Annotated in this window: 23 protein-coding genes and 1 pseudogene; 14 read left to right on the top strand and 10 right to left on the bottom strand. The window is 65.5% G+C overall.

Annotated features, from left to right (window positions below; translation table 11 throughout):
• Nucleotides 1-141: 141 nt before the first annotated feature.
• The 6 genes from AKN84_RS23905 to AKN84_RS23880 all read left to right on the top strand — a co-directional run bounded on the left by AKN84_RS23905 (nucleotide 142) and on the right by AKN84_RS23880 (nucleotide 5,789).
• On the top strand, nucleotides 142-948 hold the full coding sequence (locus AKN84_RS23905) for an ABC transporter ATP-binding protein (RefSeq protein WP_050423050.1): 807 nt from the start codon (nucleotides 142-144) through the stop codon (nucleotides 946-948).
• On the top strand, nucleotides 945-1,733 hold the full coding sequence (locus AKN84_RS23900) for an ABC transporter permease (RefSeq protein WP_050423049.1): 789 nt from the start codon (nucleotides 945-947) through the stop codon (nucleotides 1,731-1,733). Before AKN84_RS23905 ends, AKN84_RS23900 begins: the two co-directional genes overlap by 4 nt.
• Nucleotides 1,733-2,716 (top strand): 2-hydroxyacid dehydrogenase, encoded by a 984-nt coding sequence (locus tag AKN84_RS23895; protein WP_050423048.1) that lies wholly within the window; start codon nucleotides 1,733-1,735, stop codon nucleotides 2,714-2,716. Before AKN84_RS23900 ends, AKN84_RS23895 begins: the two co-directional genes overlap by 1 nt.
• Nucleotides 2,716-3,411, top strand: a complete 696-nt coding sequence (locus tag AKN84_RS23890) for an AprI/Inh family metalloprotease inhibitor (RefSeq protein ID WP_050423047.1) — start codon at nucleotides 2,716-2,718, stop codon at nucleotides 3,409-3,411. Before AKN84_RS23895 ends, AKN84_RS23890 begins: the two co-directional genes overlap by 1 nt.
• Nucleotides 3,412-4,023: 612 nt before the next feature.
• Nucleotides 4,024-4,425 carry a YciI family protein gene (locus AKN84_RS23885; protein ID WP_050423046.1) on the top strand — a complete coding sequence of 134 codons (402 nt, stop codon included), beginning with the start codon at nucleotides 4,024-4,026 and terminating at the stop codon, nucleotides 4,423-4,425.
• An 80-nt stretch (nucleotides 4,426-4,505) separates the two neighbouring features.
• Entirely contained in the window at nucleotides 4,506-5,789 is a 1,284-nt protein-coding gene (locus AKN84_RS23880) for an RNA polymerase sigma factor (RefSeq protein ID WP_050423045.1), read from the top strand.
• Between the two features lie 106 nt (nucleotides 5,790-5,895).
• On the opposite strand, the gene AKN84_RS23875 is transcribed toward AKN84_RS23880, so the two are convergent.
• Entirely contained in the window at nucleotides 5,896-6,333 is a 438-nt protein-coding gene (locus AKN84_RS23875; protein WP_050423044.1) for a styrene oxide isomerase, read from the bottom strand.
• 248 nt (nucleotides 6,334-6,581) lie between these two features.
• On the opposite strand from AKN84_RS23875, the gene AKN84_RS23870 reads away from it, so the two are divergent.
• Together AKN84_RS23870 and AKN84_RS23865 are read left to right on the top strand one after the other, a co-directional pair.
• On the top strand, nucleotides 6,582-7,610 hold the full coding sequence (locus AKN84_RS23870; RefSeq protein ID WP_050423043.1) for a putative zinc-binding metallopeptidase: 1,029 nt from the start codon (nucleotides 6,582-6,584) through the stop codon (nucleotides 7,608-7,610).
• Nucleotides 7,607-8,641: a D-alanine--D-alanine ligase family protein gene (locus tag AKN84_RS23865; protein WP_050423042.1), complete on the top strand. Its 1,035-nt coding sequence runs from the start codon at nucleotides 7,607-7,609 to the stop codon at nucleotides 8,639-8,641. Before AKN84_RS23870 ends, AKN84_RS23865 begins: the two co-directional genes overlap by 4 nt.
• 21 nt (nucleotides 8,642-8,662) lie before the next feature.
• Here AKN84_RS23865 and AKN84_RS23860 read toward each other — a convergent pair whose 3' ends face one another.
• A complete protein-coding gene (locus tag AKN84_RS23860) occupies nucleotides 8,663-8,935 on the bottom strand; it encodes a hypothetical protein (RefSeq protein WP_050423041.1) in 273 nt (90 codons plus the stop codon).
• A gap of 730 nt (nucleotides 8,936-9,665) precedes the next feature.
• Here AKN84_RS23860 and AKN84_RS23855 point away from each other — a divergent pair.
• From AKN84_RS23855 to AKN84_RS23845, 3 genes are all read left to right on the top strand, one after another.
• Nucleotides 9,666-10,664, top strand: coding sequence for a L,D-transpeptidase family protein (locus tag AKN84_RS23855; protein WP_050423040.1), 999 nt, complete (start codon nucleotides 9,666-9,668; stop codon nucleotides 10,662-10,664).
• 225 nt (nucleotides 10,665-10,889) lie between these two features.
• On the top strand, nucleotides 10,890-12,554 hold the full coding sequence (locus AKN84_RS23850) for a thiamine pyrophosphate-binding protein (protein ID WP_128971099.1): 1,665 nt from the start codon (nucleotides 10,890-10,892) through the stop codon (nucleotides 12,552-12,554).
• Between the two features lie 20 nt (nucleotides 12,555-12,574).
• Nucleotides 12,575-13,345: an SDR family NAD(P)-dependent oxidoreductase gene (locus tag AKN84_RS23845; protein ID WP_050423038.1), complete on the top strand. Its 771-nt coding sequence runs from the start codon at nucleotides 12,575-12,577 to the stop codon at nucleotides 13,343-13,345.
• Nucleotides 13,346-13,570: 225 nt separating this feature from the next.
• Here the strand turns inward: AKN84_RS23845 and AKN84_RS48125 are convergent, their stop codons facing one another.
• The 5 genes from AKN84_RS48125 to AKN84_RS23820 form a co-directional block, all read right to left on the bottom strand.
• Nucleotides 13,571-13,747, bottom strand: coding sequence for a hypothetical protein (locus tag AKN84_RS48125; RefSeq protein WP_167351868.1), 177 nt, complete (start codon nucleotides 13,745-13,747; stop codon nucleotides 13,571-13,573).
• 559 nt (nucleotides 13,748-14,306) lie between these two features.
• On the bottom strand, nucleotides 14,307-15,062 hold the full coding sequence (locus tag AKN84_RS23835) for a GntR family transcriptional regulator (RefSeq protein WP_050423036.1): 756 nt from the start codon (nucleotides 15,060-15,062) through the stop codon (nucleotides 14,307-14,309).
• Nucleotides 15,055-16,047 (bottom strand): Gfo/Idh/MocA family protein, encoded by a 993-nt coding sequence (locus AKN84_RS23830; protein WP_050423035.1) that lies wholly within the window; start codon nucleotides 16,045-16,047, stop codon nucleotides 15,055-15,057. Before AKN84_RS23830 ends, AKN84_RS23835 begins: the two co-directional genes overlap by 8 nt.
• On the bottom strand, nucleotides 16,044-16,931 hold the full coding sequence (locus tag AKN84_RS23825; RefSeq protein WP_128971098.1) for an NAD(P)-dependent oxidoreductase: 888 nt from the start codon (nucleotides 16,929-16,931) through the stop codon (nucleotides 16,044-16,046). The genes AKN84_RS23830 and AKN84_RS23825 overlap by 4 nt, the downstream gene beginning before the upstream one ends.
• A 19-nt stretch (nucleotides 16,932-16,950) precedes the next feature.
• On the bottom strand, nucleotides 16,951-17,874 hold the full coding sequence (locus AKN84_RS23820) for a Bug family tripartite tricarboxylate transporter substrate binding protein (RefSeq protein WP_244485447.1): 924 nt from the start codon (nucleotides 17,872-17,874) through the stop codon (nucleotides 16,951-16,953).
• Nucleotides 17,875-18,048: 174 nt separating this feature from the next.
• Between AKN84_RS23820 and AKN84_RS23815 the strand changes: the two genes are divergently transcribed.
• The 3 genes and pseudogenes from AKN84_RS23815 (at nucleotide 18,049) to AKN84_RS23805 (ending at nucleotide 21,251) form a co-directional block, all read left to right on the top strand.
• The gene (locus tag AKN84_RS23815) at nucleotides 18,049-18,438 is read left to right on the top strand and encodes a carboxymuconolactone decarboxylase family protein (RefSeq protein ID WP_050423033.1); all 390 of its coding nucleotides are present in this window, start codon (nucleotides 18,049-18,051) and stop codon (nucleotides 18,436-18,438) included.
• Nucleotides 18,439-18,513: 75 nt separating this feature from the next.
• A complete protein-coding gene (locus tag AKN84_RS23810; protein WP_050423056.1) occupies nucleotides 18,514-19,875 on the top strand; it encodes a class-II fumarase/aspartase family protein in 1,362 nt (453 codons plus the stop codon).
• A gap of 120 nt (nucleotides 19,876-19,995) precedes the next feature.
• A pseudogene (locus AKN84_RS23805) lies at nucleotides 19,996-21,251 on the top strand (aminopeptidase).
• A gap of 225 nt (nucleotides 21,252-21,476) precedes the next feature.
• On the opposite strand, the gene AKN84_RS23800 reads toward AKN84_RS23805, so the two are convergent.
• Genes AKN84_RS23800 through AKN84_RS23790 form a run of 3 tightly spaced genes read right to left on the bottom strand, consistent with a single transcriptional unit; the run spans nucleotide 21,477 to nucleotide 23,469 of the window.
• A complete protein-coding gene (locus AKN84_RS23800; protein ID WP_050423032.1) occupies nucleotides 21,477-21,980 on the bottom strand; it encodes a GNAT family N-acetyltransferase in 504 nt (167 codons plus the stop codon).
• The gene (locus AKN84_RS23795) at nucleotides 21,977-22,408 is read right to left on the bottom strand and encodes a GNAT family N-acetyltransferase (RefSeq protein WP_050423031.1); all 432 of its coding nucleotides are present in this window, start codon (nucleotides 22,406-22,408) and stop codon (nucleotides 21,977-21,979) included. The genes AKN84_RS23800 and AKN84_RS23795 overlap by 4 nt, the downstream gene beginning before the upstream one ends.
• Before the next feature lie 11 nt (nucleotides 22,409-22,419).
• Complete coding sequence (locus AKN84_RS23790; RefSeq protein WP_050423030.1) at nucleotides 22,420-23,469, bottom strand: amidohydrolase family protein; 1,050 nt, start codon at nucleotides 23,467-23,469, stop codon at nucleotides 22,420-22,422.
• Nucleotides 23,470-23,487 lie beyond the last annotated feature (18 nt).

Below are 23,487 nucleotides of genomic sequence, written 5' to 3'. Positions count from 1 at the left end.
ATCGTCAGATGCGATCCGGGTGAGGGGTGACGCTCTCTCGTGGGACCTGCGCCCCCTCACCCGGCGCTTCGCGCCGACCTCTCCCCGGTGGGGAGAGGTGTTCCCCGCGGCACGATCGCGCTCAGCAAAATCCAGCCGTCGATGGTAGAGAGCATCGTGCCGGAAACCGATGCCCGTGGCCCAGCCGTGCGCCTGCGCGGCGTCACCAAGACCTATGATAGCGGTGTGATGGCGCTCGGGCCGCTCGACCTCGATGTCAAACGCGGCGAGTTCGTCTCGCTGCTCGGGCCGTCCGGTTGCGGCAAATCCACTGCGCTGCGAATTATCGCAGGCCTCGCCGCACCGAGCACAGGCACGGTCGAGCTCGCGCATCACGACACCGAGCGGCGCGGCAGCCACAGGATCGGCTTCGTGTTCCAGGAGCCGACCCTGATGCCGTGGGCTACCGTGCGCGACAATGTCCGCCTGCCGCTGAAGCTTGCCCGTGCGCCGGTGGCTGACGCCGAAATGCGCATCGATGCTGCGCTCGATCAGGTCGGGCTGGCGGAGTTCGCCGGCGCCTATCCGCGCGAATTGTCCGGCGGCATGAAGATGCGGGTGTCGCTGGCGCGCGCGCTGGTGACCGATCCGGATATCCTCTTGATGGACGAGCCGTTCGCGGCGCTCGACGAGATCACGCGCTTTCGCCTCAACAACGATCTCTTATCGCTGTGGCGTGACTTGCACAAGACCGTCATCTTCGTGACGCACTCGGTGTTCGAGTCGGTCTATCTCTCGGAGCGCGTGATCGTGATGACGGCGCGTCCGGGCCGGATCGGCGCCGAGTTTCGCATTGCATCGGCCGAGCCGCGCGGCGAGGAGTTCCGCACCTCGGCCGAATATGCCGCGTTCTGCCGCGAGGTCTCGCATGCGCTGGCGCCATCCTATAAAGGGCAGGCGGGCGCATGAAGTCTCCGCAGGACCTCATCCGCTTTCTGCTTCCTGTCGCGGTGTTTGCCGCGGGGCTCGTGCTCTGGGAAGCGATCGTCCGCGCCTATGGTATCCAGCCCTACGTGCTGCCGAGCCCGCTATTGGTGCTGAAGACGATGTTTGCGGACTGGCCGATCCTGTCGCAATCGCTCGGCGTCACGCTGCTGACCACGCTTGAAGGTTTCGTTGCCGCCGCGGTCGGCGGCGTCGTGCTGGCGCTGCTGTTCAACCAGTCGAAATGGCTGGAATATTCGCTGTTTCCCTATGCGGTGGTCTTGCAGGTCACGCCCGTGATCGCGATCGCGCCGCTGCTCTTGATCTATCTGCAGCAGCAGACCGCCGTGATCGTCTGCGCCTGGATCGTGGCGTTCTTTCCGGTGCTGTCGAACACCACGCTCGGGCTCAACTCGGTCGATCGCAACCTCGCCGGATTGTTTCAACTTTATGGCGCGTCAAGGCTGCAGACGCTGCTGTTCCTGAAGCTGCCCGCGGCGCTGCCCTACATCCTCGGCGGCCTCCGCATCGCCGGCGGGCTGTCGCTGATCGGCGCCGTGGTCGCGGAGATCGCGGCAGGTAGCGCCGGCGCCGGCTCGGGCCTTGCGTTTCGGATCGCTGAATCTGGCTACCGGCTGAATATTCCCCGCATGTTCGCAGCACTTCTGCTGCTATCGCTGGCCGGGATTGTCATCTATGGGGTGCTGGCGCTAGTTTCGCACCGGTTGTTGCGGCGTTGGCATGAGAGCGCGTTAGGAAAGGAAAGTTGATGGCCCCGATTTCTTCCGAAAAGATCGATCTGCTGATTTATGGACCGATCCGGCCAATCCTCGAAAACGGCTTTTCCGACCAATACGTGCTGCACAAGGCCGAGAGCCGCGGCGACCTCGAGCGCCTGACGCCCGACACGATGGCCAAGATCCGCGGCATCGCCGTCACCTATCACACGATGGCGACCGACAAGACCGCGATGGCGCTGTTTCCGAAGCTCGAGATCGTCGGCAGCTTCGGCGTCGGCTACGACCACGTCGATTCCGCCTATGCGCGCGATCACAATATCGTGGTCACCAACACGCCGGACGTGCTGACCGAGGAGGTCGCCGACGTCGCGATGGGGCTGCTGATCGCGACGCTGCGCGAATTCGTCAAGGCCGATCGCTACGTGCGCTCCGGCCTGTGGCAGACCCAGAATTATCCGCTCAGCGTCGGTTCGCTGCGCGACCGCAAGATCGGCATCGTCGGCATGGGCCGCATCGGCCAGGCGATCGGTCGGCGTCTCGAAGCCTCGCGGGTGCCGGTGTCCTATCACTCGCGCAATCCGTCCAAGGACGTCTCCTACAAGCACTATCCCGACCTGATCGAGATGGCGAAGGCGGTCGATACCCTGATCGTCATCGTGCCGGGCGGCGCCTCGACGGCGAAGATGATCAATGCCGACGTCCTCAAGGCGCTCGGCCCGCGCGGCGTGCTGATCAATGTCGCGCGCGGCTCTGTCGTCGACGAGCCGGCGCTGGTCGCGGCGCTGAAATCCGGCACCATCCTCGCCGCCGGTCTCGACGTGTTCGCGGCCGAGCCGAACGTGCCGGACGAGCTGAAGGCGATGCAGAACGTCGTGCTGCTGCCGCATATCGGTTCGGCCTCGGTGGTGACGCGCAATGCGATGGACCAGCTCGTGGTCGACAACATCACGAACTGGTTCGCCGGCAAACCGCCGCTGACGCCGGTTGCCGAGACGCCGGTTAGGGATCGCTGATGGCATTGTCCCGCTTCAACGTCGCTCTGCTCGCGCTGCTGGCCGCATCCGGTCCGGCCGCCGCGCAGGATGTCACGACGTTGAAGAAGGACATGATCGGGCAGTGGGAGCTCGCCACCACCGAGCGCAGCAAGACCTGCGTCGTGACGCTGAAGAGCGATGCGACCCCGCAAGGTTTCAAGCTCGAGCTCGAGCCGGCCTGCGCCGCCGCGCTGCCCTTCACCAAGGACATCGCCGGCTGGAGCATCAAGGGCCTCGGCGACATCGTGCGGCTGCACAACGCGGCCGGCGAGGCCGTGATCGATTTCACCGAGGTCGAGACCGGCATCTTCGAGGGCATGCGCACCAACGAGGGCGTCTACATCCTGCAAAATCTCGCCGCGGCGCGCTCGCTCGCCAAATCGATGGACCAGATGATCGGCGACTGGTCGATGGTTCGCGGCAACGGCCAGGCGATCTGCGCCCTGGTGCTGACCAACACCGACGCCGGCAACGACAATTTCCAGGTGTTCATGAAAGGCAAATGCGATCCCGCGGTCGCGGCCTTCAACCCGACGACGTGGCGGCTCGATCACGGCCAGATGATCCTGATGTCGGCCAAGGGCGAGACCTGGCAATTCGAGGCCGACGACAACGCCCAGTGGCGCCGCGTCCCCGACAGCGCCGACCCGCTGATCATGCTGCGGGAGCAGTGAGGGGGCTCCTATTTCGCCTCTCCCGCTTGCGAATCTAGTTTCCCGTCATCCTGAGGAGCGCGTCAGCGCGTCTCGAAGGATCGACGGCCACCAGCCGGGCCGTGCACCCTTCGAGGCTCGTCCAGCGGCGCGATTGCGCCGCAAGGTTCGCACCTCCAGCGACAAAGGCGAAGCCTTTGCGCGGGGATGACGGGGAAGGGGCATCCGGATCGCATCATGGACGCGATCCCGGGTCGGAGTTCTCTCCACCAGGTGACTCGTGGAGAGAGCCCCACCCCAACCTGCAAGCGACGGGCGCTTACACAATTTCGGAATATTGGAAATATGTCCCTGATTTGCCCGACGTGTCAAGGTGCTGGTGTCGGACGCCGGCAGCCCGCCGGCTGCTTTGCATGGGGTTGTTTTCGATATTTTTGGCCCCGCGCATCCGCGGCGGCTGTAAAGGGGAAGGGGGCGCGCCGCCGATGCGTCCGCAGTTTGCCCGGTTCCGTCGTCTAGCCCGAAAATAATTCCCCACCCCATGTCGATCCGGTTCGCGCCGGATCGTCGTCACCAATAGCGAGCCGGTCTTTGCGGCGATCATCGCCGCTTCTCGCCCACAGGAGTTTTCCGATGCGATTCATGTATATCGTCACCTCCCCGCAGCCCCCCGGGCCGCCGACGCCGGCCCTGATGGAGGCGATGGGCAAGCTCGCCGAGCGCGAGATCAAGGCCGGCCGCATGATCGACACCGGCGGGCTGCTGCCGGTCGCGATGGGCGCCCGGGTGCGCATCACCGACGGCAAGCTCAACGTCATCGACGGTCCGTTCGTCGAGACCAAGGAGATGATCGGCGGCTACGCGATCTTCGAGCTGCGCAACAAGGAAGAGGCGGTGGCTGCCGCCGTGGAGTTCATGCAGCTGCACAAGGAGCATATGCCGGGCTGGGAGGGGACCTGCGAGGTTCGCCCCTTCGCCGCCATGGGCGTCGACGGCGCCTGCCAGGTCGATGTGTCCGCAGCGCTTGATGCGTAGCGGACAGGGCGCTTTCAGGCGAAGCGGCCTCTGGTTCGCGTGAAGACAGCGCGTCCAGGCCACAATACAGGTCGGCGGCGATGACGGTCGCCGACATCCAGGCCACGATCCTTGCGGTGTGGCGCATCGAGCAGCCGCGGCTGATCACCAGCCTGTCGCGGATGCTGCGCGACGTGCCGCTCGCCGAGGATCTGACCCAGGAAGCGCTGGTCGCCGCGCTCGAGCACTGGCCCGCCGACGGCGTGCCGGAGAAGCCGGGCGCCTGGCTGATGGCGACCGCCAAGCGGCGTGCGCTCGATCACATCAGGCGCAACAGCATGCTGACCGGCAAGCACGGCATGCTGGCGCATGATCTGGCGCGGGAGCAGGAGACCATGCCCGATTTCGATTCCGCGCTCGACGACGATATCGGTGATGAATTGCTGCGGCTGATCTTTACCGCCTGCCATCCGCTGCTGTCGCGCGAGGCGCGCGCCGCGCTGGCGCTGCGGATGATCTGCGGCCTCACCACCGAGGAGATCGCGCGCGCCTTCCTGCAGGCGGAAGCGACCATCGCTCAGCGCATCGTGCGCGCCAAGCGCACGCTGTCGGAATCCGGCCTTGCCTATGAGACGCCGCGCGGCGCGGCGCTGTCCGAGCGGCTCGCCTCGGTGCTCGAGGTCGCTTATCTGATCTTCAACGAGGGCTACACCGCTGCGCGCGGCGACGAATGGCTGCGGCCGCAGCTCTGCGACGAGGCACTGCGGATCGGCCGCGTGCTGACCTCGATCGCACCGTCGGAGCCGGAGGCGCACGGCCTGCTGGCGCTGATGGAGTTCAACGCCTCGCGGATGGCGGCGCGCGTCGATGCGGCCGGCGAGCCGATCCTGCTGATGGACCAGAACCGCGCGCTGTGGGATCGCCTGCAGATCCGCCGCGGGCAGCTCGCGCTGGCGCGCGCCCGCGAGCTCGGCGGCGCCGGCGGCTTCTACGCGCTGCAGGCTGCGATCGCCGCGTGTCACGCCGAAGCCGATGCGCCCGGCGCGACCGACTGGCGCCGCATCGCCGCGCTCTACGGCGATCTCGCCGCGCTGCTCGACTCGCCCATCATCGAGCTCAACCGCGCGGTTGCGATCGGCATGGCGGAAGGGCCGCAGGCCGCGCTTGCGATCGTCGACGGTCTCGCCGAGGAACCGGCGCTGAAATCCTATCATCTGCTGCCGAGTGTGCGCGGCGATCTGCTGCATCGCCTGAGCCGCTTCGCGGAGGCGCACACGGCGTTCGAGGCCGCCGCCGCATTGGCCGGCAACGCGCGCGAGCGTGAGTTCCTCAAGCGCCGCGCCGCCGCCGCTGCACGCGCGGCGCAGGGCCACGAGCGGCGCTGACGGCTTCGGGATCACGGACGAAGGCCTTGAGCTCAGGTCCATCGATCGCGTAGCCGGCGCTTCACCACCAATCCGACCGACACCACTGCGGCCGTGCAGCGCTGGGTTAAGCGTTAGGTCCGACCAGCGCCGCCTTGCCGCGCAGCCCCCACAGCAACAGCACCGATGCCGCGATGATCGCAAGGCCGATCGAGATGAATCCCGCCGTCACCAGCGTCTCCTGCCACGGCGCGGCACCGCGTCCGGCTGCAGTGACCGGCGAGAGCGCGCCGGTCCCGAGCATGGCGGCGAGCGTCGTCACGGCCCAGTTGCCATAGGTCCCGCAGAGCAGCGCCCAGTAGGCGAAAGCGCGCGGGCCGGACGCCAGCCTGACCTCGCTCCAGATTGCCCCGACCGCGAGCAGGAAGGTGCCGTTCATCACGCCTTCGAGATGCGCCGCGAGCGCCATCCGCACATTGGTGAAGTGTTGCTCGGCAAGGCCGGTCAACAGCCCGATCAGGAACAAGGCCATGCCGTGAAACAGCAGCCGCCGCCGATAATCCATTCTCGCCCCCAGAAATAGCCCCTCGGAATAACGGCCGACCATAGCAGAAACTGCGCAGTCGCTTGCCGGCGATCGGGAGCTGCGACCCGACCAATGGAGGGTCGGCCGCTCGGTCTTGCCGCGCCGGCTGCCGGTCGCTCGCGGCCGCGCTGACCGCGCTAGGCCCTCCCGCAAAGGCCCGGCGGTTGTTGCCGGCTGCAACCTATGACACCATCCCGATTCCGGTTTGTTTTTGACTTTGGAAGCCTATGCCGCGCCGCAAATATGCCTGGGAGAACCTCACGGACGAGCAGCTGCTCCAGCAGCGCCTCAGCAGTCTGAGGGTTGCGGTCGAAGGCACCTGGCTCGCGGATTGTGTCAGCACGCTCTACGAGGAGCTCGAAGAGCGCGGCATCCGGCTGCGGCCGCACACCTGGATATCGAGCGAATGGTTCAGCCCGGCGGATGTGCCCGGCATCGCGATTCCGTTCTATCTTGCCCATCCCCGCCTGATGAAGCTCGAGAAGAAGATGATGCTCGACGTCGAAGGCGCCTCGTGGTCCGAGTGCATGGCCATTCTCCGCCACGAGGCGGGCCACGCCGTGCAGCACGGCTACCAGTTGCAACGCCGCCGGCGCTGGCAGCAGCTGTTCGGTCCGTCGTCGCAACACTACCCGCGCTACTATCGGCCCAATCCGGCCAGCCGCAATTATGTCCAGCATCTGCGGCTCTGGTACGCACAGAGCCATCCGGACGAGGATTTCGCCGAGACCTTCGCGGTGTGGCTGCGGCCGCGCTCGAACTGGCGGACGCGGTATGCCGGCTGGCCGGCGCTGAAGAAGCTCGAATATGTCGACGAGCTGATGGGCGAGATCGCCGGCAAGCGCCCGCTGCTTGCGACGCGCGAGCGCGTCGATCCGCTGCGTCAGCTCAAGCAGACGCTCGGCGAGCACTACAAGAAGAAGCAGGCGTTCTACGCGTTCACGCCGCCGAAGACCTATGACCGCGATCTGTCCAAGCTGTTCTCCGCCGACCCGCGGCATCAGCGGTATCAGCCGGCTGCGGTGTTCATCAGGCGGCATCGTGCTCATATCAGGCAGCTGGTCGCGCGCTGGACCGGCGAGAATCAGCTGACGCTCGATGCCGTGCTCGACGACATGATCTCGCGCTGCCGCGAGCTCAATTTGCGTGCCGTCGGCCCCGAGCATAAGCTCGTGACCAATTTCATCATCCTGCTGACCGCCAAGACCATGCACGCGCTGTTCGGCCCGTCGCGCCGTAAATGGATCGCGCTATGAAACACTTTCGCATCCTGGTGCTCATGCACCCCGACTGTGTGCCGCCCGATAGCAGCGATGGATACTCCGCGCGGGAGATCAATGAGTGGAAGACCGAATACGATGTCGTGAGCACGCTGCGCGCGGCGGGCCATGAGGTTCGCCCGCTCGGCGTGCAGGAGGAAATCAAGCCGGTGCGCGACGAGATCGAAGGCTTCAAGCCGCACATCGTGTTCACGCTGCTGGAGGAGTTTCACTACGACGTCGTGTATGACCAGCACATCGCGAGCTATCTCGAGCTGATGAAGATCCCGTACACCGGGTGCAACCCGCGCGGCCTGATCCTGGCGCGCGGCAAGGATCTGTCCAAGACGCTGGTGCATCATCGCCGGGTCCCGGTGCCGGCCTTCGCCGTGTTCCCGATGCGCCGCAAGGTCAAGCGCCCGCCGCGTCTTGAGCTGCCGCTGATCGTCAAGAGCCTGAGCAGCGACGGATCGCTGGGCATCTCGCAAGCGTCGATCGTCGATACCGACGAGAAGCTCGCGGAGCGCGTCGCCTTCATCCATGAGCGGATCGGAACGGCCGCCATCGCCGAGCAGTTCATCGAGGGCCGCGAGCTCTATGTCGGCGTGCTCGGCAACAACCGGCTGCGGGTGCTGCCGGTGTGGGAATTGAAATTCGGCAGCATGGGCGGCCCCGGCGCGCGGCATATCGCGACCGAAAAGGCCAAGCATGATACCAGCTATCAGGAGCGCATCGGGATTGCGGATGGCCCGGCCGACGACCTCACGCCGGAACTATCCGCCCATATTCAGCGGCTGGCGAAACGCATCTACCGGACGTTGGGGCTCGACGGCTACGCGCGCATCGACTTCCGCCTCTCCACCAATGGCGTGCCGTATTTCATCGAAGCCAATCCCAATCCCGAGATCGCCAAGAGCCAGGAGTTCGCGACGGCCGCCGGGCATGACGGGCTCGATTACCCGGGTCTGTTGAACCGGATCGTGACGCTCGGAATCAGCCGCGCCAAGGCCGGCGTATCCCTGGGCTGACCGAGCTTCAGAGACCGGGCTTCAGAGACTGCGCTGCATGGTGTGGCGCCGCGCGTCCCTGGCGAGAAACATCGCAAACGTTTCCCTAACGCGCGCCGCCGGAGTCGCCTCGGTAGCGGCCGTGGAAACCGCGGCCGAGGTCGAACGAAACGCATCCGGTTCCGGCCACCGCCGTGCGATGATGTCGTTTACCGGAATCGCCAAAGGGATGCTGTCGCTGCGGCAGGTATCGTAGACGTACAAACCGGCAAGAAAAATCGATACGACAACAAGGATCGTCCTGGAAATCGGCATTGTGCTTGCGCCTTCTTGATTGAGGCGAACAATGCCCGGCGACGGTGAACCGCGCGTTTAGCTGTCGGATCGATCGGCCAGTACGGTTCCCGCTTGGTGAACGCGATGCATAAACCGTTCGCTTACCAACGCCTTCAAGGTTGCGGCAACCAGCTTTCCTCACCAGCCTGCAAGGAGTCTCTGGCATCAAGGGGTCAAGAAAAAGACTGAGGAGGCCACCATGTTCGTCGCCATTCGAGTCATGATCCTGATCGCCAGTGCCTATGCAGGCTCGGCCGTCGCAGAGATGCAGTTCGCGCCGCTGCCGAACCTTGCGGCGTCGTCCGCGCCGTAGGATTGACGAGCGGCGCGTTTTTTCTTCGCGCCGTCTTGACGCAAGGTTGGCGTCATCGTCGCAAGGCTCCGGCAACTCCGATTGTGCGGGCTGCATTTTCCGTCATCCGGGTCGCCGTCAGTCGCAGGAAATACAGCGACAGTCCTGGATTGCGTTCGCACAGCTTCCGCAGTGCGCCGTCGCTGATCCACAGCAAATCCACGTCAGTCACCGCCTTCTTGAGCGGAAATGAGTCTGAGCGGCAGTCACGCGGAACGTGACGCATCGCGGCGCGGTGGCAACGAAGCTCTCGACCGCCTCGGGCGCCTTCTGCTGCCCACGCAGTGCAGCGAAAGACATGTTGGAACTTCGCGGCCTTCCGTGGCTTGACGGAAGGTGGCCATGTTGGGATGCGCGATGTTCCGACGTTTTGCCTTTGCACGCTTTGCCGCTGCACTCTTGTTTTTGTCGACCACGCCCGTGGTTGCAGCGGGTCTCGATGCCGCTTCGATCAATGACGCCGCGGCGCCGCCGGCAAGATTGCCGGACCGCCAACAGCCCAGCCCCTCCATTGCCAGGCTCGAGATCCTGCTCGATCGTGCGCATTTCTCCCCCGGGGAAATCGACGGCAAGCTCGGCGAGAACGCGCAGAAGGCGCTCGCGGCGTTCGCCGAGGCCAATGGATTGTCCTTCGACAAGGCGGTGACGGCGGATCTCTGGACCAGGCTCGTCGCTGCCAGCGAAGGCGCCGCGATCATCACCTACACGATTGCCGATGCCGACGTGAAAGGTCCGTTCCTGAGCAGGGTCCCCGCGAAGATGGAGAGCATGAAGGACCTGCCGGCGCTGAACTACACAAGCCCTCGCGAATCGCTCGCCGAGAAATTCCACATGAGCGAGGCGTTGCTGCAGGCACTCAATCCAGGCCAAAAGTTCGACAAGCCCGGTGACAGCGTTGCGGTTGCGAACGTGCTCGACACCGAAAAGCCGGCGCCGGTCGCGCGTGCCGAGGTCGACAAGACGCGGCAGACGCTGCGGACCTTCGATGCCACGGGGAAGCTCATCGCCTTCTATCCCGCAACGGTCGGCAGCACGGAGAAGCCGACGCCGAGCGGCACGCTGAAGGTGACGGCGATCAACAAGAATCCGACCTATCGCTACAATCCAAAATACAAGTTCAAGGGCGTCAAATCGAAGAGGCCGTTCACCATCAAGCCCGGCCCGAACAACCCGGTCGGCGTGGTCTGGATCAACCTCTCGGCGGAAGGCTACGGCATCCACGGCACCCCCAATCCCGGCAAGATCTCCAAGGCCGAATCCCATGGCTGCGTCCGGCTCACGAACTGGGATGCGCTCCGCGTTGCGGCCGGTGTCGCCAAGGGCACGCCGGTTGCGTTCGTGGAGAGCTCGCGATAGCGCGACGAGCGCCGGACCTGACGCCGGTATTGCCGGTTGCCAACTTCGTTCCGTGTCATTGCCGCGTCGCGGAATGATGTCGACCGCGCGATGCGCCTTCGCGCGCTGAAGCCATGCGGAAGACGCAGCCGGCCGCGCGCACGCCAACCGTCCCGCACGGTTGCCATGGGCCGATCCGCGGCTGATGATGCGCAAAACGGATCAAAACCGATCGAGAGGAAGCGAATGCGTGGGCGTCGTGTGCTGATGGAGTCATTCGTGTCGCACGGCGTGCGCCATATCTTCGGCAATCCCGGCACGACGGAAACACCGCTGCTCGACAGTTTGCCGGCATTTCCGCAACTCGAATACATCATGGCGCTGCATGAAGGTGTCGCCGTCAGCGCCGCCAGTTTCTACGCGCAGGCGTCGGGGCGCGTCACCGTTGCCAATTTGCACGTCGCTCCGGGCCTTGGCAACGGCATCGGTTCGCTCTACGGCGCGCTGAATGCAAACTCGCCTGTGGTGGTGACGGCCGGCCAGCAGGATACGCGGATGCGGCTCAACAATCCGTTGCTCGGCCATGATCTCGTCGCGATGGCCGCACCCGTGACGAAGTGGAGCGTGCAGATCGAGCGCGCCGACGAGATCGCCCCGATCATGCGACGCGCGTTCAAGGTGGCGACCGATGCGCCGCAGGGACCGGTGTTCGTCTCGCTGCCGATCGACGTCCTGGAGCAGGAAACCGCGGTCGATGCGTCGACGCCGGATCATTTGTGGCGATCGACGCGTCCCGATCCGGCAGGCATCGAGGCGCTGGCCGCGCTACTCCTGAAGTCGAAAAATCCGGCCATCATCGCCGGCGACGACGTGGCACGGTCAGGCGGCGAGCAGGCGCTGGTGACGCTGGCGGAAGCGCTCGGCGCCACGGTGTGGTTCGAGGGATTGCGCCATCACGCGTCGTTCCCGACCAGCCATCCGAGTTATCGTCAGTCACTGCCGGGCGACGCCCGGCAGGTGCGGAAGGCGCTCGGCGAAGCCGATCTCGTGCTGCTGATCGGCGGTCCGTTCTTTGAGGACATCTGGTTTGCGCCCGGCGGCCACATTCCCGACGGCGCGTCCTTGCTGCAGATCGAGGCCTCGGCCGAGCGTCTCGCGCTCAACAACCGGCTCGATGCCGGCATCGTCGGCGACATCGCCGTCAGCCTCGCTGCTCTGACGGAAGCGTTGCGTGCGAAGGCGGGTGCGGACTTCAGGCAGGCTGCGCAACGCCGCAATGCCGCGCTGGCCGCATTACAGGCGAAGGAGAAAGAGGCCTATCGCGCCCGTGTCGAGAAAAGCTGGAACCGGGAGCCGAGCTCGATGCCGCGCGTCACCGCGGAGCTTCGTCGCGGTTTGCCCGATGATGTCGTGATCGTCGATGAAAGCATCACGGCGAGCCTCGATCTCGCGCGCGCCTTCGATTATCGCGGCTTCGGCGATTATTTCGGCGGCCGTGGCGGCGGCATCGGGCAGGGCCTTGCCGGTGCGATCGGCGTCAAGGTCGCAATGCCGGACCGTTCGGTGGTCGCCGTCTCGGGCGACGGCTCGGCGATGTACGCGATCCAGGCGCTGTGGACCGCCGCGCACCACAAGCTTGCGATCGTGTTCGTGGTGCTTGCCAACCGCGAGTACCGCATCCTCAAGCACAATGTGGATGTCTGGCGCCAGAACTTCGAAGCCGGCACCCAGCATCCCTATCAGAACATGGATATCACCGGCCCCGTGCTCGACTTCGTGCATCTCGCAGCCGGCATGGGTGTCGAGGCGGTGAGAGTCGAGAAGGCCGACGACATCGCCGGTGCCGTTGCAAAGGCCGTGGCAGCGCAGCGGCCCTACCTCGTCGAGATTGCAATTGAAGGCAAGCGCTAACCGCGCTGAAGGAGTTCCCCATGGCAGGCATTCTGGACGGCAAGGCTGCGTTGGTGACCGGCGGCGGCTCCGGCATTGGCCGGGCAACCGCGATTGCCATGGCGCGCGAAGGGGCGCGCGTGGCGGTGTCCGACCTCTCGAAGGATGGCATCGACGAGACGGTCGCCCTGATCAACGCCGCGGGCGGCCAGTCGATCGCGATCCAGGGCGACGTCACCGACGAGGCCGATGTCGAGAACATGGTGGCACGCACGGTTTCGGCGTTTGGGCGCATCGATTGCGCGTTCAACAATGCCGGCGTGGCCGGGCGCTCCGTCGGCCCGCCCGGCCAACGCATTCATGAGCTCACGCAGCCGTCAGTGGCGAAGATGTTCTCGGTCAATCTGATGGGCGTGTTCCTGTGCCTGAAATACGAGGTCGCGCAGATGCTCAAGCAGGGTAGTGGCGGCGCGATCGTCAACACCGCCTCGATCGCCGGGCTGGTCGGCCTCGCGACGTCGGCGCACTATGTCGCGACCAAGCACGGTGTCGTCGGGCTGACCAAGTCTGCTGCGATCGAATATGCCCAGGACGGCATCCGTGTGAATTGCGTCAATCCCGGATACATCAAGACGCCGATGACCAAGGAAACGATGGACGAACGTTACGACGAGATCATCGCCAAGGTGCCGGTACGTCGCCTGGGCGTGCCGGAGGAAATCGCCGAAGCGGTGGTCTGGATGTGCTCGGACAAGGCGTCCTTCATGACGGGCGCGTCGCATGTGGTGGACGGCGGCTACAGCGCCGCCTGATCGCCTGGAGAACTCTGAGGCGATGGACGACCCGCGGGAGGAGTTGTGTGCGCGCTGCGCTGTCATCGCCCGGCTCGACCGGGCGATCCAGTACGCCGCGGCCGCTCGGCTCAAGCAATGCCGTCTCTGGGATACTGGATCGCCCGGTCGAGCCGGGCGATGACACTGAGCAGGCTGTTTGACAGGTCGAGTCAGAAGCGACGCATCGAGGCGCGGTAGCAGACCCTAGTGGTCGGTCTTCGGCGTCTTGGCCGAAATGTCGAGCCCGAGCCGCAGCGCGCGCTCCTCGCGCTCTTCGGTCAAGAACCTCAGCTCCCGTTCCAGCGACCGCGCAACCTCGTCCTGGGTTTGCTGGGAATGGCGGCGGGAGCCGCCTTGCGGTTTAGCCGGTTGGGCAGTCACGGGAGAACCTTGTCATCACAGTGTCACAGGCGCAGGCATGCCACGGCTGGAGTCGCGGCGACAATCAAAAAGAATTCAGCGGGCGTCGTTTGGAATGTTTGTTGTGCATCTGACTCTAATTTGAGCAGGAAATTCTCCGCGGCATCCCCAGCACTCAAGCCTCGACTCAAGCCTTGGCTCTGATGGAGTCGAATACGGTCCAGGCTTGCGGTCTCATCAATTCGGATGAGAGAGCCCGGTTCCCACGAAATCATTTCCGGAATCGCATGAAGACGTCCTGAAACCGACAAGGTCTAACCTTAGTAGCGTTGTGAAGAGCGGCTGCCTGGTGAGACGCTGACGACTGCGGTCGTGAGATTCACGACGGAGGTCGCGAGGCCGGTCGGTCCTGCCGAGACGTTGGGGTGATCCCGGAAATGAAGAAGCCGAATGCTGTGCCATATGTTTGGGCGGCCGCGCTGATCGCGGTCGTGATCTGGGGCGTGAGCGGCACCCCGCAGATGGCACATACCTCTGCCCCCACGCATCTGGCGCGGGTGCGGTAGAGCGAAAGGCCCGCCTAGAGCTTCGGCCGCAGCGAGCGCTGCATATCCATCGTGTAGGTGTAGCGCCCTTCCGGGTGCGTGGTGATGGTGACCTCGAACAGTTCCTCGCGCAGGCCGTAGTAGCGGCGGACCACGGTGAGCGCCGGCGATCCGGTCTTGACGCCGAGCGCCTTGGCAATCGGCGCCGGCATCCCCCGCACGAAGATTTCCATCTGCGCACGCTCGGTGACCTGGCCATACATCTTGGCGATCTGCTCGTGCACCGGGGTGCGGCCGTGGTCGCTGCGGGTCACGACATCGGCGAATCGGCGCAGCACGTAGATCTCGGTCCAGCCGAGCGGGGCGGCGAACTGGTCGGAGCGGCGTACCGCCTCGATCAGGAACCAGCTCTTGCCGGGCTCGCATTTCAGCAGCGCAGCCAGCTTGCGGTCGGCGACGATGTCGCTGCTGGCGACCACGTCGCGATAGGTCTCGTTGGAATAGCGCAGCCATTCGCCGAGCGACTTGACGCTGTGGGTGAACAGCACCGGCGGCTCGGAGGCGATCACCACCGAACCGAGGCCGGCGCGGCGCACGATCAGGCCCTGGTCGATCAGGATGCGCAGCGCCTCGCGCACGGTCTGGCGGCTCGCCTGATAGCTTGCCATCAGCTCGGTCTCGGTCGGCAGCAGATTGCCGACCGCGTAGGTGCCGAGACGGATGTCCTTCTGCAGCCCGGTGGCGATGTCGCGATAGCGGGACGATCTCGCCCTGTCCGGTTGTTCAGACATGGCAGATCACTGGTGCCATATGGCAGGTGACCGGATGTCCAGACTGCATCGACTGCAGCGCGGCTTCGAACGCGGCGAGCGTCGCCAGCACGTCGGCTTCCGGTACCGGGAACGGCTGCTTGCGTTCGACCGCGTCGGCAAAGGCCGCGAGTTCCGCGGTGAGCGTGTTGACCGCGGGAAAGCGCGTCGTCGCGGGCGCATCGCCGGATGTCCGTAGCACCATCGTCCCTTCGTCGAGCACCTCTGCGGATCCCTTTGTCCCAAACACATGCACGCGCCAATAGAACGGTGTTGCGCGGATCGTCGCAAGGGTTGCACTCACGCCATTCACAAATTCAATCGCTAAAGTTGCAGTGTCGAGCGGCGGCGGTCCCGCCGCGCGTTCACTCAACCGGGCATAAACCTGTCGGGCAGGACCAAGGAGGCTGACGAAGCCGTCGAGCACATGCAGGCCCGCGCCGGTCAGCCCGCCGCCGGGCGACTCCTCGGGCGACAGCCGCCAGCCCTGCGTGATGGCCTGCGAGTTCTCGTTGCTGTTGTGGCCCTCGACATGCAGGATCGTTCCGAGCTCGCCGCTGGCGACAATCGCACGCACTGCCTGCATCGATGGCCAGAACCTTCGGTTATGCCCGACCGCGAGCGTCACGCCGGCATTGCGACAGGCCGCGAACATCTCGGCCGCATCGCCGTGCCGAAGCGCCAGCGGCTTCTCGCAAAACACCTGCTTACCGGCGCCGGCTGCCGCGATCACCTGGCGCTTGTGCAGCGAATGCGGTGTTGCCAGCAGCACGGCGTCGATGCCGGGATCGGTGAGGACATCGTCCAGGTTCGCGGCGAGGGACAGGTCATGCGCTGCGCAAAAGCCCGCGGCGCTGCTGACATCGGGTTCCACCGCGCTTGTGATCCTCAGCCGCGGCTCGCCCTGCGCAGCCTCGACCAGCGCGCGGCCCCAGCGGCCGAGGCCCGCGATCGCACAATTGATCATGAATGGTCCTTATCTCGGCTGTGTCCGGCCCGAATCGCCTCGATCACGGCGGCGCTGTCGCTGTCCGGGCCCAGAAGCGCGATCGCCGCGCGCAGCAACTCGGCCTGCGCTGACGTCAGCGGCAAGGGCAGGCCGTGCCGGCCGGCCTCGCGCAGGATCAGCTCGGCGTCCTTCAAGGTCTGCGCGATATGCGATTGCGGCGAGAAATCCCGCGCCAGCATCTTCGGTCCCTTGCTGTCCATCACCTTGGAATATGCCGCCGATTGCCGCGCGGTCGCAAGGAAGGCCGCGCCGTCGAGGCCGAACGCCTCGGCAAGTGCGATGCCCTCGGCCAAGGCGGCGCGGTTATTCTGCAGGATCAGGTTGATGGCGAGCTTGGTGCGGCTGGCATTGCCGATTGCGCCGACATTGATCCGCTGCGGGCAGAGGATGTCGAGCGTCGCCGCGGCGGCTGCGATAGCGTTGGGATCGCCCGCGACCAGCGCGGTGGCTGTGCCCGAGCGGACGTCGGCGCTGGTGCCCGAGATCGGCGCTTCGATGAAAGCAAGACGCGAACGCGCCGCGAATTCGGCGATCGCGGTGATCTCGCCCGGCGCGCAGGTGGTGGTGCAGATCACGAGCGGCGGCAGCGCAGCGTTCGCAAGGTCCGGCAGCAGGCCCTTGACCTCTGCGGCGTCGTACACGGCGATCACGATGGTCCGGCACCGCGCCGCGACGTCGGCGGCGAAGGCCGCGAACTCGGCGCCGCTGGCCCTCAAGCCATCGGTCTTCGCGGCATCGACGTCGAAACCGATCACGCCGACGCCGGCGTCGATCAGCCGCGCCGAAAGCGCCGATCCCATCAGCCCCAGGCCGATCATGCCGACAGGTGTCTCGCGAGCCATGATGCGCCGCCGCTTCGCGCTATTGCGGCTGGATGCCGGCCGCCTTCACCTCCGCCGACCAGCGCACCACCTCGCTCTTGACGAAGGCGCCGAACTCGGCGGGCGTCAGCGGCGCCACCATCACGCCGACATCGGCGAGCTTCTTCCTGGTCTCCGGCATCGCGAGGTACTTCGCGCACTCGGCGTAGATCTTGTTGACCACCGGTTCCGGCGTGCCGGCGGGCGCGAACAGCCCGTACCAGATCGTGGCCTCGAAGCCCGGCATCGCTTCGGAAAGCGCGGGCAGGCCGGGCGTAAGCTCGTTGCGGGCGGCTGATGTCACGGCGATCCCGCGCAAGGTGCCGCCCTGCATCTGCGGGATCGCGACCGAGAAATCGCCGAAGGTCAGGTCGATCACCCCCGCCATCACGTCGGTCATCGCCTGCGGCACGCCGCGGTAGGAGGCCGCGATCAGCGACAGGCCGCCACGCGATTGCAGCTGCGCGATCGAGATCTGCGACGCGCCGGAGCCGTAGCCTGCGGTCAGATTGGGATTGGCCTTGGCGTAGCTTAGGAACTGCGGCAGGTCCTTGGCCGCGAGCTTCGGGTTGACCAGCAGCACCATTGCCGTGGTGGTGGTGCGGATGACCGGCGCAAAATCCTTCACCGGGTCGTAGGGCAGGCTCTTCAGCGTCGCGACATTGCTGGCATGGGTGGTGTTGGTGCCCATCAGCAGCGTGTAGCCGTCGGGCGCGCTGCGGGCGACTTCCTGGGCGCCGATGCTGCCGAGCGCGCCGGCGCGATTCTCGATCAGCACGGTCTGGCCGAACGCGTCCTGCAGATGCTGGCCGACCAGGCGGGCGACATTGTCGGGGCCGGCGCGGCCGGGAAGGGCACGATGATCTTGAGCGGCCGTTGCGGGAAATCGTCCGCGGCGTGCGTCGGGAAGGCCGAAAGCGCGCAAAGGAGCAGGACGGCAAGCAGCCCCAGCCGTGACGTCATCCCGATCCCCTCCCTGTTCGTTTTGATAAATTTATACGGACAAATACGTCGGGAATGCAAGCTCGAGGCCTATCCAAATATTGAGGCGTGCCATATTTATCCGTATAAATAGCCCATATCGGGGAGCCAGACGACGATGGTGGACATCAGCGATCTCCATGCGCGCGGGCTGCGCCGGCGCCAGAAGATGTTCGGCGAGGGCGATGTCGCCAAGCGGATGGCGGCCGCGGGCGATTTTGGCACGCCGCTGCAAAACATCATCAACGCCTACGTCTATGGCGACGTCTGGGAACGCAGCGGGCTGTCCGACCAGATCCGCAGCCTCGTGATGCTGGGCATCACCGCCGCGAGCAGCAAGCCCGCCGAGTTCCGCGTTCATGCCAAGGGCGCGCTGGCCAATGGCTGCACCGCCGCCCAGGTGCAGGACGTGCTGCTGCTGGTCGCGATGTATTGCGGCATTCCGGCCGCGATCGAGACCAGCAAGATCGCAGCCGAGGTGTTCGGCGAGGCGCCGCTTGAGGGATAGGGCACGGGCCTGCGGCGTGATAGGCAAATTGCCGACTGCGACCGGCAACAGGATCCGCCCATGCCTGCCTTCCCGATGTCCGCCTTCCCGACTTCGACCACCGTGCTCGATTCCATGCTGTTTCGCGATGCCTTCGGCACAAGCGAGATGCGCGAGGTGTTTTCCGACCTGCGGCTGATCGCGCGCTATGCCGAGGTCGAAGTCGCGCTGGCGAAGGCCGAAGCGCGCTGCGGCGTCATCCCGGTACAAGCCGCGGAAGAGATCGCTGGGCGAACCGATGTCGCCGCGTTCGATTTCGACCTGCTGCGGCAGGAGACCGACGTGGTCGGCTACCCGATCCTGCCGCTGGTGCATCAGATGGCGAAGCAGTGCGGCGAGGCCGGCCGCTACGTCCATTGGGGCGCCACGACGCAGGACATCATGGATACCGCCGTGGTGCTGCAGCTGCGCGACGGTCTCAAGATCATCGAGGGCGACATCGCCGCATTGCGCGGCATCCTGACCGATCTCTCGAAAAAATACCGCGACACGCCGATGGCTGGCCGCACCCATCTGCAGCAGGCTCTGCCGGTGACCTTCGGCTACAAGACCGCGATCTGGCTCGCCGCCTTCGATCGCCATGCCGCGCGGCTGGCGGAGCTGAAGCCGCGGGTGCTGGTCGGCCAGTTCGCCGGTGCCGCCGGCACGCTGGCCTCGCTGGGCGACAGGGGTTTCGACGTCCAGCAGGCGCTGTGCGAGGAACTCGGCCTCGGCGTTCCCGTCTCCACCTGGCACGTCGCGCGCGACGCTCTGGCGGAGGCGGTGAACTTCCTCGCGCTGGTCACGGGCACGCTCGGCAAGATCGCGCTCGACATCATGATCATGGCGTCGACCGAGTTCGCCGAGGTCTATGAGCCGTTCGTGAAGGGACGCGGCGCGTCCTCGACCATGCCGCAGAAGCGCAATCCGATCTCGTCGGAGCTGATGCTCGCTGCCGCCAAGGCGGTGCGCCAGCATGCCGGCCTGATGCTCGATGCGATGGTGCAGGATTTCGAACGCGCCACCGGCCCGTGGCACGCCGAGTGGATGGCGATCCCGGAAAGTTTCGTGCTCAGCGCAGGCGCGCTGCACCAGGCCAGATTCGCGCTCGGCGGCCTGATCGTCGACGAGAAGCGGATGGCCGACAATCTCGACATCAGCCGCGGCCTGATCGTCGCCGAAGCCGTGATGATGGGTCTCGCACCCGCGATCGGCCGGCAGGAGGCGCATGACGTGGTCTACGACGCCTGCCGCGCCGCCAACGACAAGGGCCTGACGCTGGCGGAGGTGCTGGCGGCGGATCAGCGCGTCGCGAGCCGGATCGACCGGGCGACAATCGACCGCCTCACCGCACCGAAAAACTACCTCGGCCTCGCGCCCGAGATGGTCGACCGGGTCCTGGCCTCGGCGAAGCGGTAAAATTCGCGGCAATCGCTCGCCGTCGCGTGATCGGCTGCGGCGGGCAGGAACCTTGCGAATGCGGATCGAATTGGACTACGAATCCTTGAAAATCCCTCAAACGACACGGCCGGACGCTTCATGACCGCACATCAACGCAACCTTTCCGCCTCGATCGATCCCGTGAAGCTCGATCGGCTCGCCGAAGTCGCAATCAAGGTCGGCCTGCAGCTGCAGCCGGGGCAGGATCTCTTGCTGACGGCGCCCGCGGCCGCGATGCCGCTGGTGCGGCGCGTCGTCGAGCATGCCTACAAGGCCGGCGCGGGTCTCGTGACCCCGTTCTTCTCGGACGAGGAGCTCACGCTGGCGCGCTACCGCTACGGCAACGATGCGAGCTTCGATCGTGCCGCGGGCTGGCTCTACGAGGGCATGGCGAAGGCGTTCGGCGCCAACACTGCGCGGCTTGCGATCGTCGGCGACAATCCGATGCTGCTGTCGGGCGAAGACCCGACCAAGGTGGCGCGCGCCAGCAAGGCCAATTCGATCGCCTACCAGCCGGCGCTGGAGAAGATCGTCAATTTCGACACCAACTGGAACATCATCGCCTATCCGAGCACGTCCTGGGCCAAGCAGGTATTCCCTGACGATGCCGAGGACGTCGCGGTGGCCAAGCTCGCGGATGCGATCTTCTCTGCCTCCCGTGTCGATCAGGACGGCGCCGTCGCCAATTGGGAGCAGCACAATGCGAGACTCCGCGAGCGCACCGAATGGTTGAACGGCCAGCGCTTCCACGCGCTGAAATATTCCGGCCCCGGAATGGATCTCACCATCGGGCTTGCCGACGGCCATGAATGGGAAGGCGGCGCCTCGACCGCGAAGAACGGCATTGTCTGCAATGCCAACATTCCGACCGAGGAAGTCTTCACCACGCCGCACTGCCGCCGCGTCAGCGGTCACGTCATCAGCTCCAAGCCGCTGTCCTATCAGGGCACGTTGATCGACAATATCGCGGTGAGGTTCGAGGAAGGCCGCATCGTCGAGGCCAAGGCTCGCGCGGTGAGGAAGTCTTGAAGAAGGTGCTCGATACCGACGAGGGCGCGCGCCGCCTCGGCGAGGTCGCGCTGGTGCCGCATTCCTCGCCGATCTCGAAGAGCGGCTTGCTGTTCTTCAACACGCTGTTCGACGAGAACGCCGCCTCGCATATCGCGCTCGGCCAGTGCTACTCGAAATGCTTCGTCAATGGCGACAAGCTGACGGCGCAGCAGATCGCCGAGCAGGGCGGCAACAAGAGCCTGATCCACATCGACTGGATGATCGGCTCCGCCCACACCGACATCGACGGCATCCACGCCGACGGCCGCAGCGTGCCGGTGTTCCGCAAGGGCGAGTGGGCTTAACGGCCTCACTAGCCCGTCCTCCGAGGCCTGGTTCCGTCATCCTGAGGTGCGCGCTCTTGCGCGCCTCGAAGGATGCACGGCCCGGATGTTGCTGTGGGCTAGGAGGGAGCCCGGCCGTTCGCCCTTCGAGGCTCGCTCTGCTCGCACCTCCAGCGACAAAGGCGAAGCCTTTGCGCGGGGGTGACGGGGCTAGGTTCTGGTTACCGGGCGAATGCTGCAGGTGAGCTAACGAAACCGCCGCTCCCGCGCGGCGATCAGCTCGCCTCGCGTGGCGCTGAAGCGGCAGGTCTCGTGCTGCGGCCGGAAGCCGAGCCGACGGTAGATCTTCAGCGCGGGGGCGTTGCGGCTCGAGACGTTGAGCCAGCAGGGATGCTCGACCGACACGTCGTGCGCGCTGAGCACGCGGTAGACCAGGAGCTGGCCGAGCCCGCGTCCCTGCCGCGCCGGATCGACCGCGACCGACTCGATCCACATCGAGTTCCGCTCCGGCTCGGTCAGGCAGAAGCCTGACATCTGTCCGTCTTCCGACGCGATCCAGACTTCGGTCTCGGTCAGCACCTGCGCCATCTCCTCCCGCGAGTACAGGCGGAAGGCGGCGTCCGAGGCATAGGCGGCATTGTGGATGCGAGCGACCTCGGCCGCGCAGGCGGTCACGTCTGAGACCTGCTCGATGGTGGCGCGGGCGGCCGCGAGGGTGCGCGCCGGCTGCAACGGCTCGACGCACTTCATCCCGATCTCGGATTCGACATGAACAAAGCCGAAGGCGCCACGAACGCCATTCCCGCCGGCCAGTCGCTGCTCACCAGCGTCTGCACGGTGAGATTTGCGTCCGTGTCGATCGCAAGCACGTCGTCGAACAGCGCGAGACCAATCCGGCGGCGCCGCATCTCGGGCGTCACGACGATCTTGAGGAACCGGGAATGATGCGCGCCCTGGTCACGCGACGAGGACTCCGCGAGGCCGACCAGCCGGCCGTCCCGCTCGGCAATACGGAAGTCGCGGCCTCCACGGTTCTGCGGCAGCTTCAGGAACTGGTCCCATTGCGGCAGCGTGACAGGGCCTAGCCGCGGCTCCACCGCAGCAGCCTTTGCGTAAAGTTCGACCACCGCTTCTGCATCAGCTTCTCGAAGCGGCCGGATGGTGATGCCGTCATCCATGAGTCGGAAGCTTACCCGATATCGAGCCGATAGACATCCTTTGCCGTCTTCAAGAACAACGCCGTCTTCTCGGCTTCGCTATATTGTGATGCAAGCCGTTTAAAGGTGTTGAAGATCACCTGATAGCTGCACTGTCCCTTGTCAGGTGGGAAGTTGCTTTCGAACATGCAACGGTTCGGCCCGAACGCCTCTATGCAGGTCTCCACATAAGGCCGCCAGGCGGCGGCGAGTTCCTCCGACGAGGGCGGCCTCGGGCGCAGGTGGAAGTCATAGCCGAGCAGGCACATCGCCAGCCCGCCGAGCTTGACCACGACGTTCGGGCATTGGGCGATCTCCTGGATCGACGCCTTCCAGACCGGAAAGGTCTCCTCGCGCCTGCCGGCGAAGCGGCCGGTGCCGACCGGGCCGCCACAATGGTCGAGCACGATTTTGGTGTCGGGAAAGGCGCGGGCGAGATCGGTGAGCTCGCCGATCTGCGGGTGGAACAGCCAGGCATCGAAGCTGAGGCCGAGCGGCGCCAGGCAGGCGAACCCCCTACGAAAGGTGGGGTCGAGCAGGATGCCCTTCGGCCGATTGGCATACATGTGGGCGACGTTGGGGTCCTCGTCCCAGGCCGAGGAGTGGCGGATGCCGCGGAACCGGCCGTTGCCGGCCACAATCTCCGCCTCCAGCACCGCCTTGGCCTGGTCGCCGATCAGAAGGTTAACGTGGCTGACGATGCCGGCGCAGATCGCCGTCTTGCCATAGCCGCCGCTCGCCGCCATCGCGGCGACGCCGTTGGCGAACTCGACCTCGCCGACCGGGCGGAACGCCTCCGGGCCGTCGGCGCGATACATCGACCGGCAATCGACATAGACGGTCGCCACGATGTTGTGGCCGGAGGCGATGTCGTCGCGCATCTCCTCGATCAGATAGCGCAGGCCGCCGCGGTCCCAGAGGTGATGATGCGGATCGACGATCGGCCTGTCAGGATCGATAATCGCCTCGGTGTATTGGGCGAGCCAGTCTTCGCGCGGATTGGCATAGAGCCCGCTGGCTGAGGCGGGCAGAGTGCTGGCCATGGATTTTCACTCCCGTTT

It is taken from the genome of Bradyrhizobium tropiciagri, from assembly GCF_001189845.1.
In the GTDB taxonomy this organism is placed as follows: Bacteria; Pseudomonadota; Alphaproteobacteria; order Rhizobiales; family Xanthobacteraceae; genus Bradyrhizobium; species Bradyrhizobium tropiciagri.
Note: the sequence above shows the minus strand (reverse complement) of the source record. Positions and strands in the feature narration are given on the sequence as shown.

Coding starts and splice junctions, on each gene's coding strand:
- AKN84_RS23835 (WP_050423036.1), bottom strand. CDS start 15,062: ATGTCTGAACAACCGGACAGGGCGAGATCGTCCCGCTATCGCGACATC.
- AKN84_RS23900 (WP_050423049.1), top strand. CDS start 945: ATGAAGTCTCCGCAGGACCTCATCCGCTTTCTGCTTCCTGTCGCGGTG.
- AKN84_RS23825 (WP_128971098.1), bottom strand. CDS start 16,931: ATGGCTCGCGAGACACCTGTCGGCATGATCGGCCTGGGGCTGATGGGA.
- AKN84_RS23810 (WP_050423056.1), top strand. CDS start 18,514: ATGTCCGCCTTCCCGACTTCGACCACCGTGCTCGATTCCATGCTGTTT.
- AKN84_RS23885 (WP_050423046.1), top strand. CDS start 4,024: ATGCGATTCATGTATATCGTCACCTCCCCGCAGCCCCCCGGGCCGCCG.
- AKN84_RS23880 (WP_050423045.1), top strand. CDS start 4,506: ATGACGGTCGCCGACATCCAGGCCACGATCCTTGCGGTGTGGCGCATC.
- AKN84_RS23865 (WP_050423042.1), top strand. CDS start 7,607: ATGAAACACTTTCGCATCCTGGTGCTCATGCACCCCGACTGTGTGCCG.
- AKN84_RS23850 (WP_128971099.1), top strand. CDS start 10,890: ATGCGTGGGCGTCGTGTGCTGATGGAGTCATTCGTGTCGCACGGCGTG.
- AKN84_RS23905 (WP_050423050.1), top strand. CDS start 142: ATGGTAGAGAGCATCGTGCCGGAAACCGATGCCCGTGGCCCAGCCGTG.
- AKN84_RS23855 (WP_050423040.1), top strand. CDS start 9,666: ATGTTCCGACGTTTTGCCTTTGCACGCTTTGCCGCTGCACTCTTGTTT.
- AKN84_RS23845 (WP_050423038.1), top strand. CDS start 12,575: ATGGCAGGCATTCTGGACGGCAAGGCTGCGTTGGTGACCGGCGGCGGC.
- AKN84_RS23815 (WP_050423033.1), top strand. CDS start 18,049: ATGGTGGACATCAGCGATCTCCATGCGCGCGGGCTGCGCCGGCGCCAG.
- AKN84_RS23860 (WP_050423041.1), bottom strand. CDS start 8,935: ATGCCGATTTCCAGGACGATCCTTGTTGTCGTATCGATTTTTCTTGCC.
- AKN84_RS23875 (WP_050423044.1), bottom strand. CDS start 6,333: ATGGATTATCGGCGGCGGCTGCTGTTTCACGGCATGGCCTTGTTCCTG.
- AKN84_RS23795 (WP_050423031.1), bottom strand. CDS start 22,408: ATGGATGACGGCATCACCATCCGGCCGCTTCGAGAAGCTGATGCAGAA.
- AKN84_RS23830 (WP_050423035.1), bottom strand. CDS start 16,047: ATGATCAATTGTGCGATCGCGGGCCTCGGCCGCTGGGGCCGCGCGCTG.
- AKN84_RS23890 (WP_050423047.1), top strand. CDS start 2,716: ATGGCATTGTCCCGCTTCAACGTCGCTCTGCTCGCGCTGCTGGCCGCA.
- AKN84_RS23895 (WP_050423048.1), top strand. CDS start 1,733: ATGGCCCCGATTTCTTCCGAAAAGATCGATCTGCTGATTTATGGACCG.
- AKN84_RS23790 (WP_050423030.1), bottom strand. CDS start 23,469: ATGGCCAGCACTCTGCCCGCCTCAGCCAGCGGGCTCTATGCCAATCCG.
- AKN84_RS23870 (WP_050423043.1), top strand. CDS start 6,582: ATGCCGCGCCGCAAATATGCCTGGGAGAACCTCACGGACGAGCAGCTG.
- AKN84_RS23800 (WP_050423032.1), bottom strand. CDS start 21,980: ATGAAGTGCGTCGAGCCGTTGCAGCCGGCGCGCACCCTCGCGGCCGCC.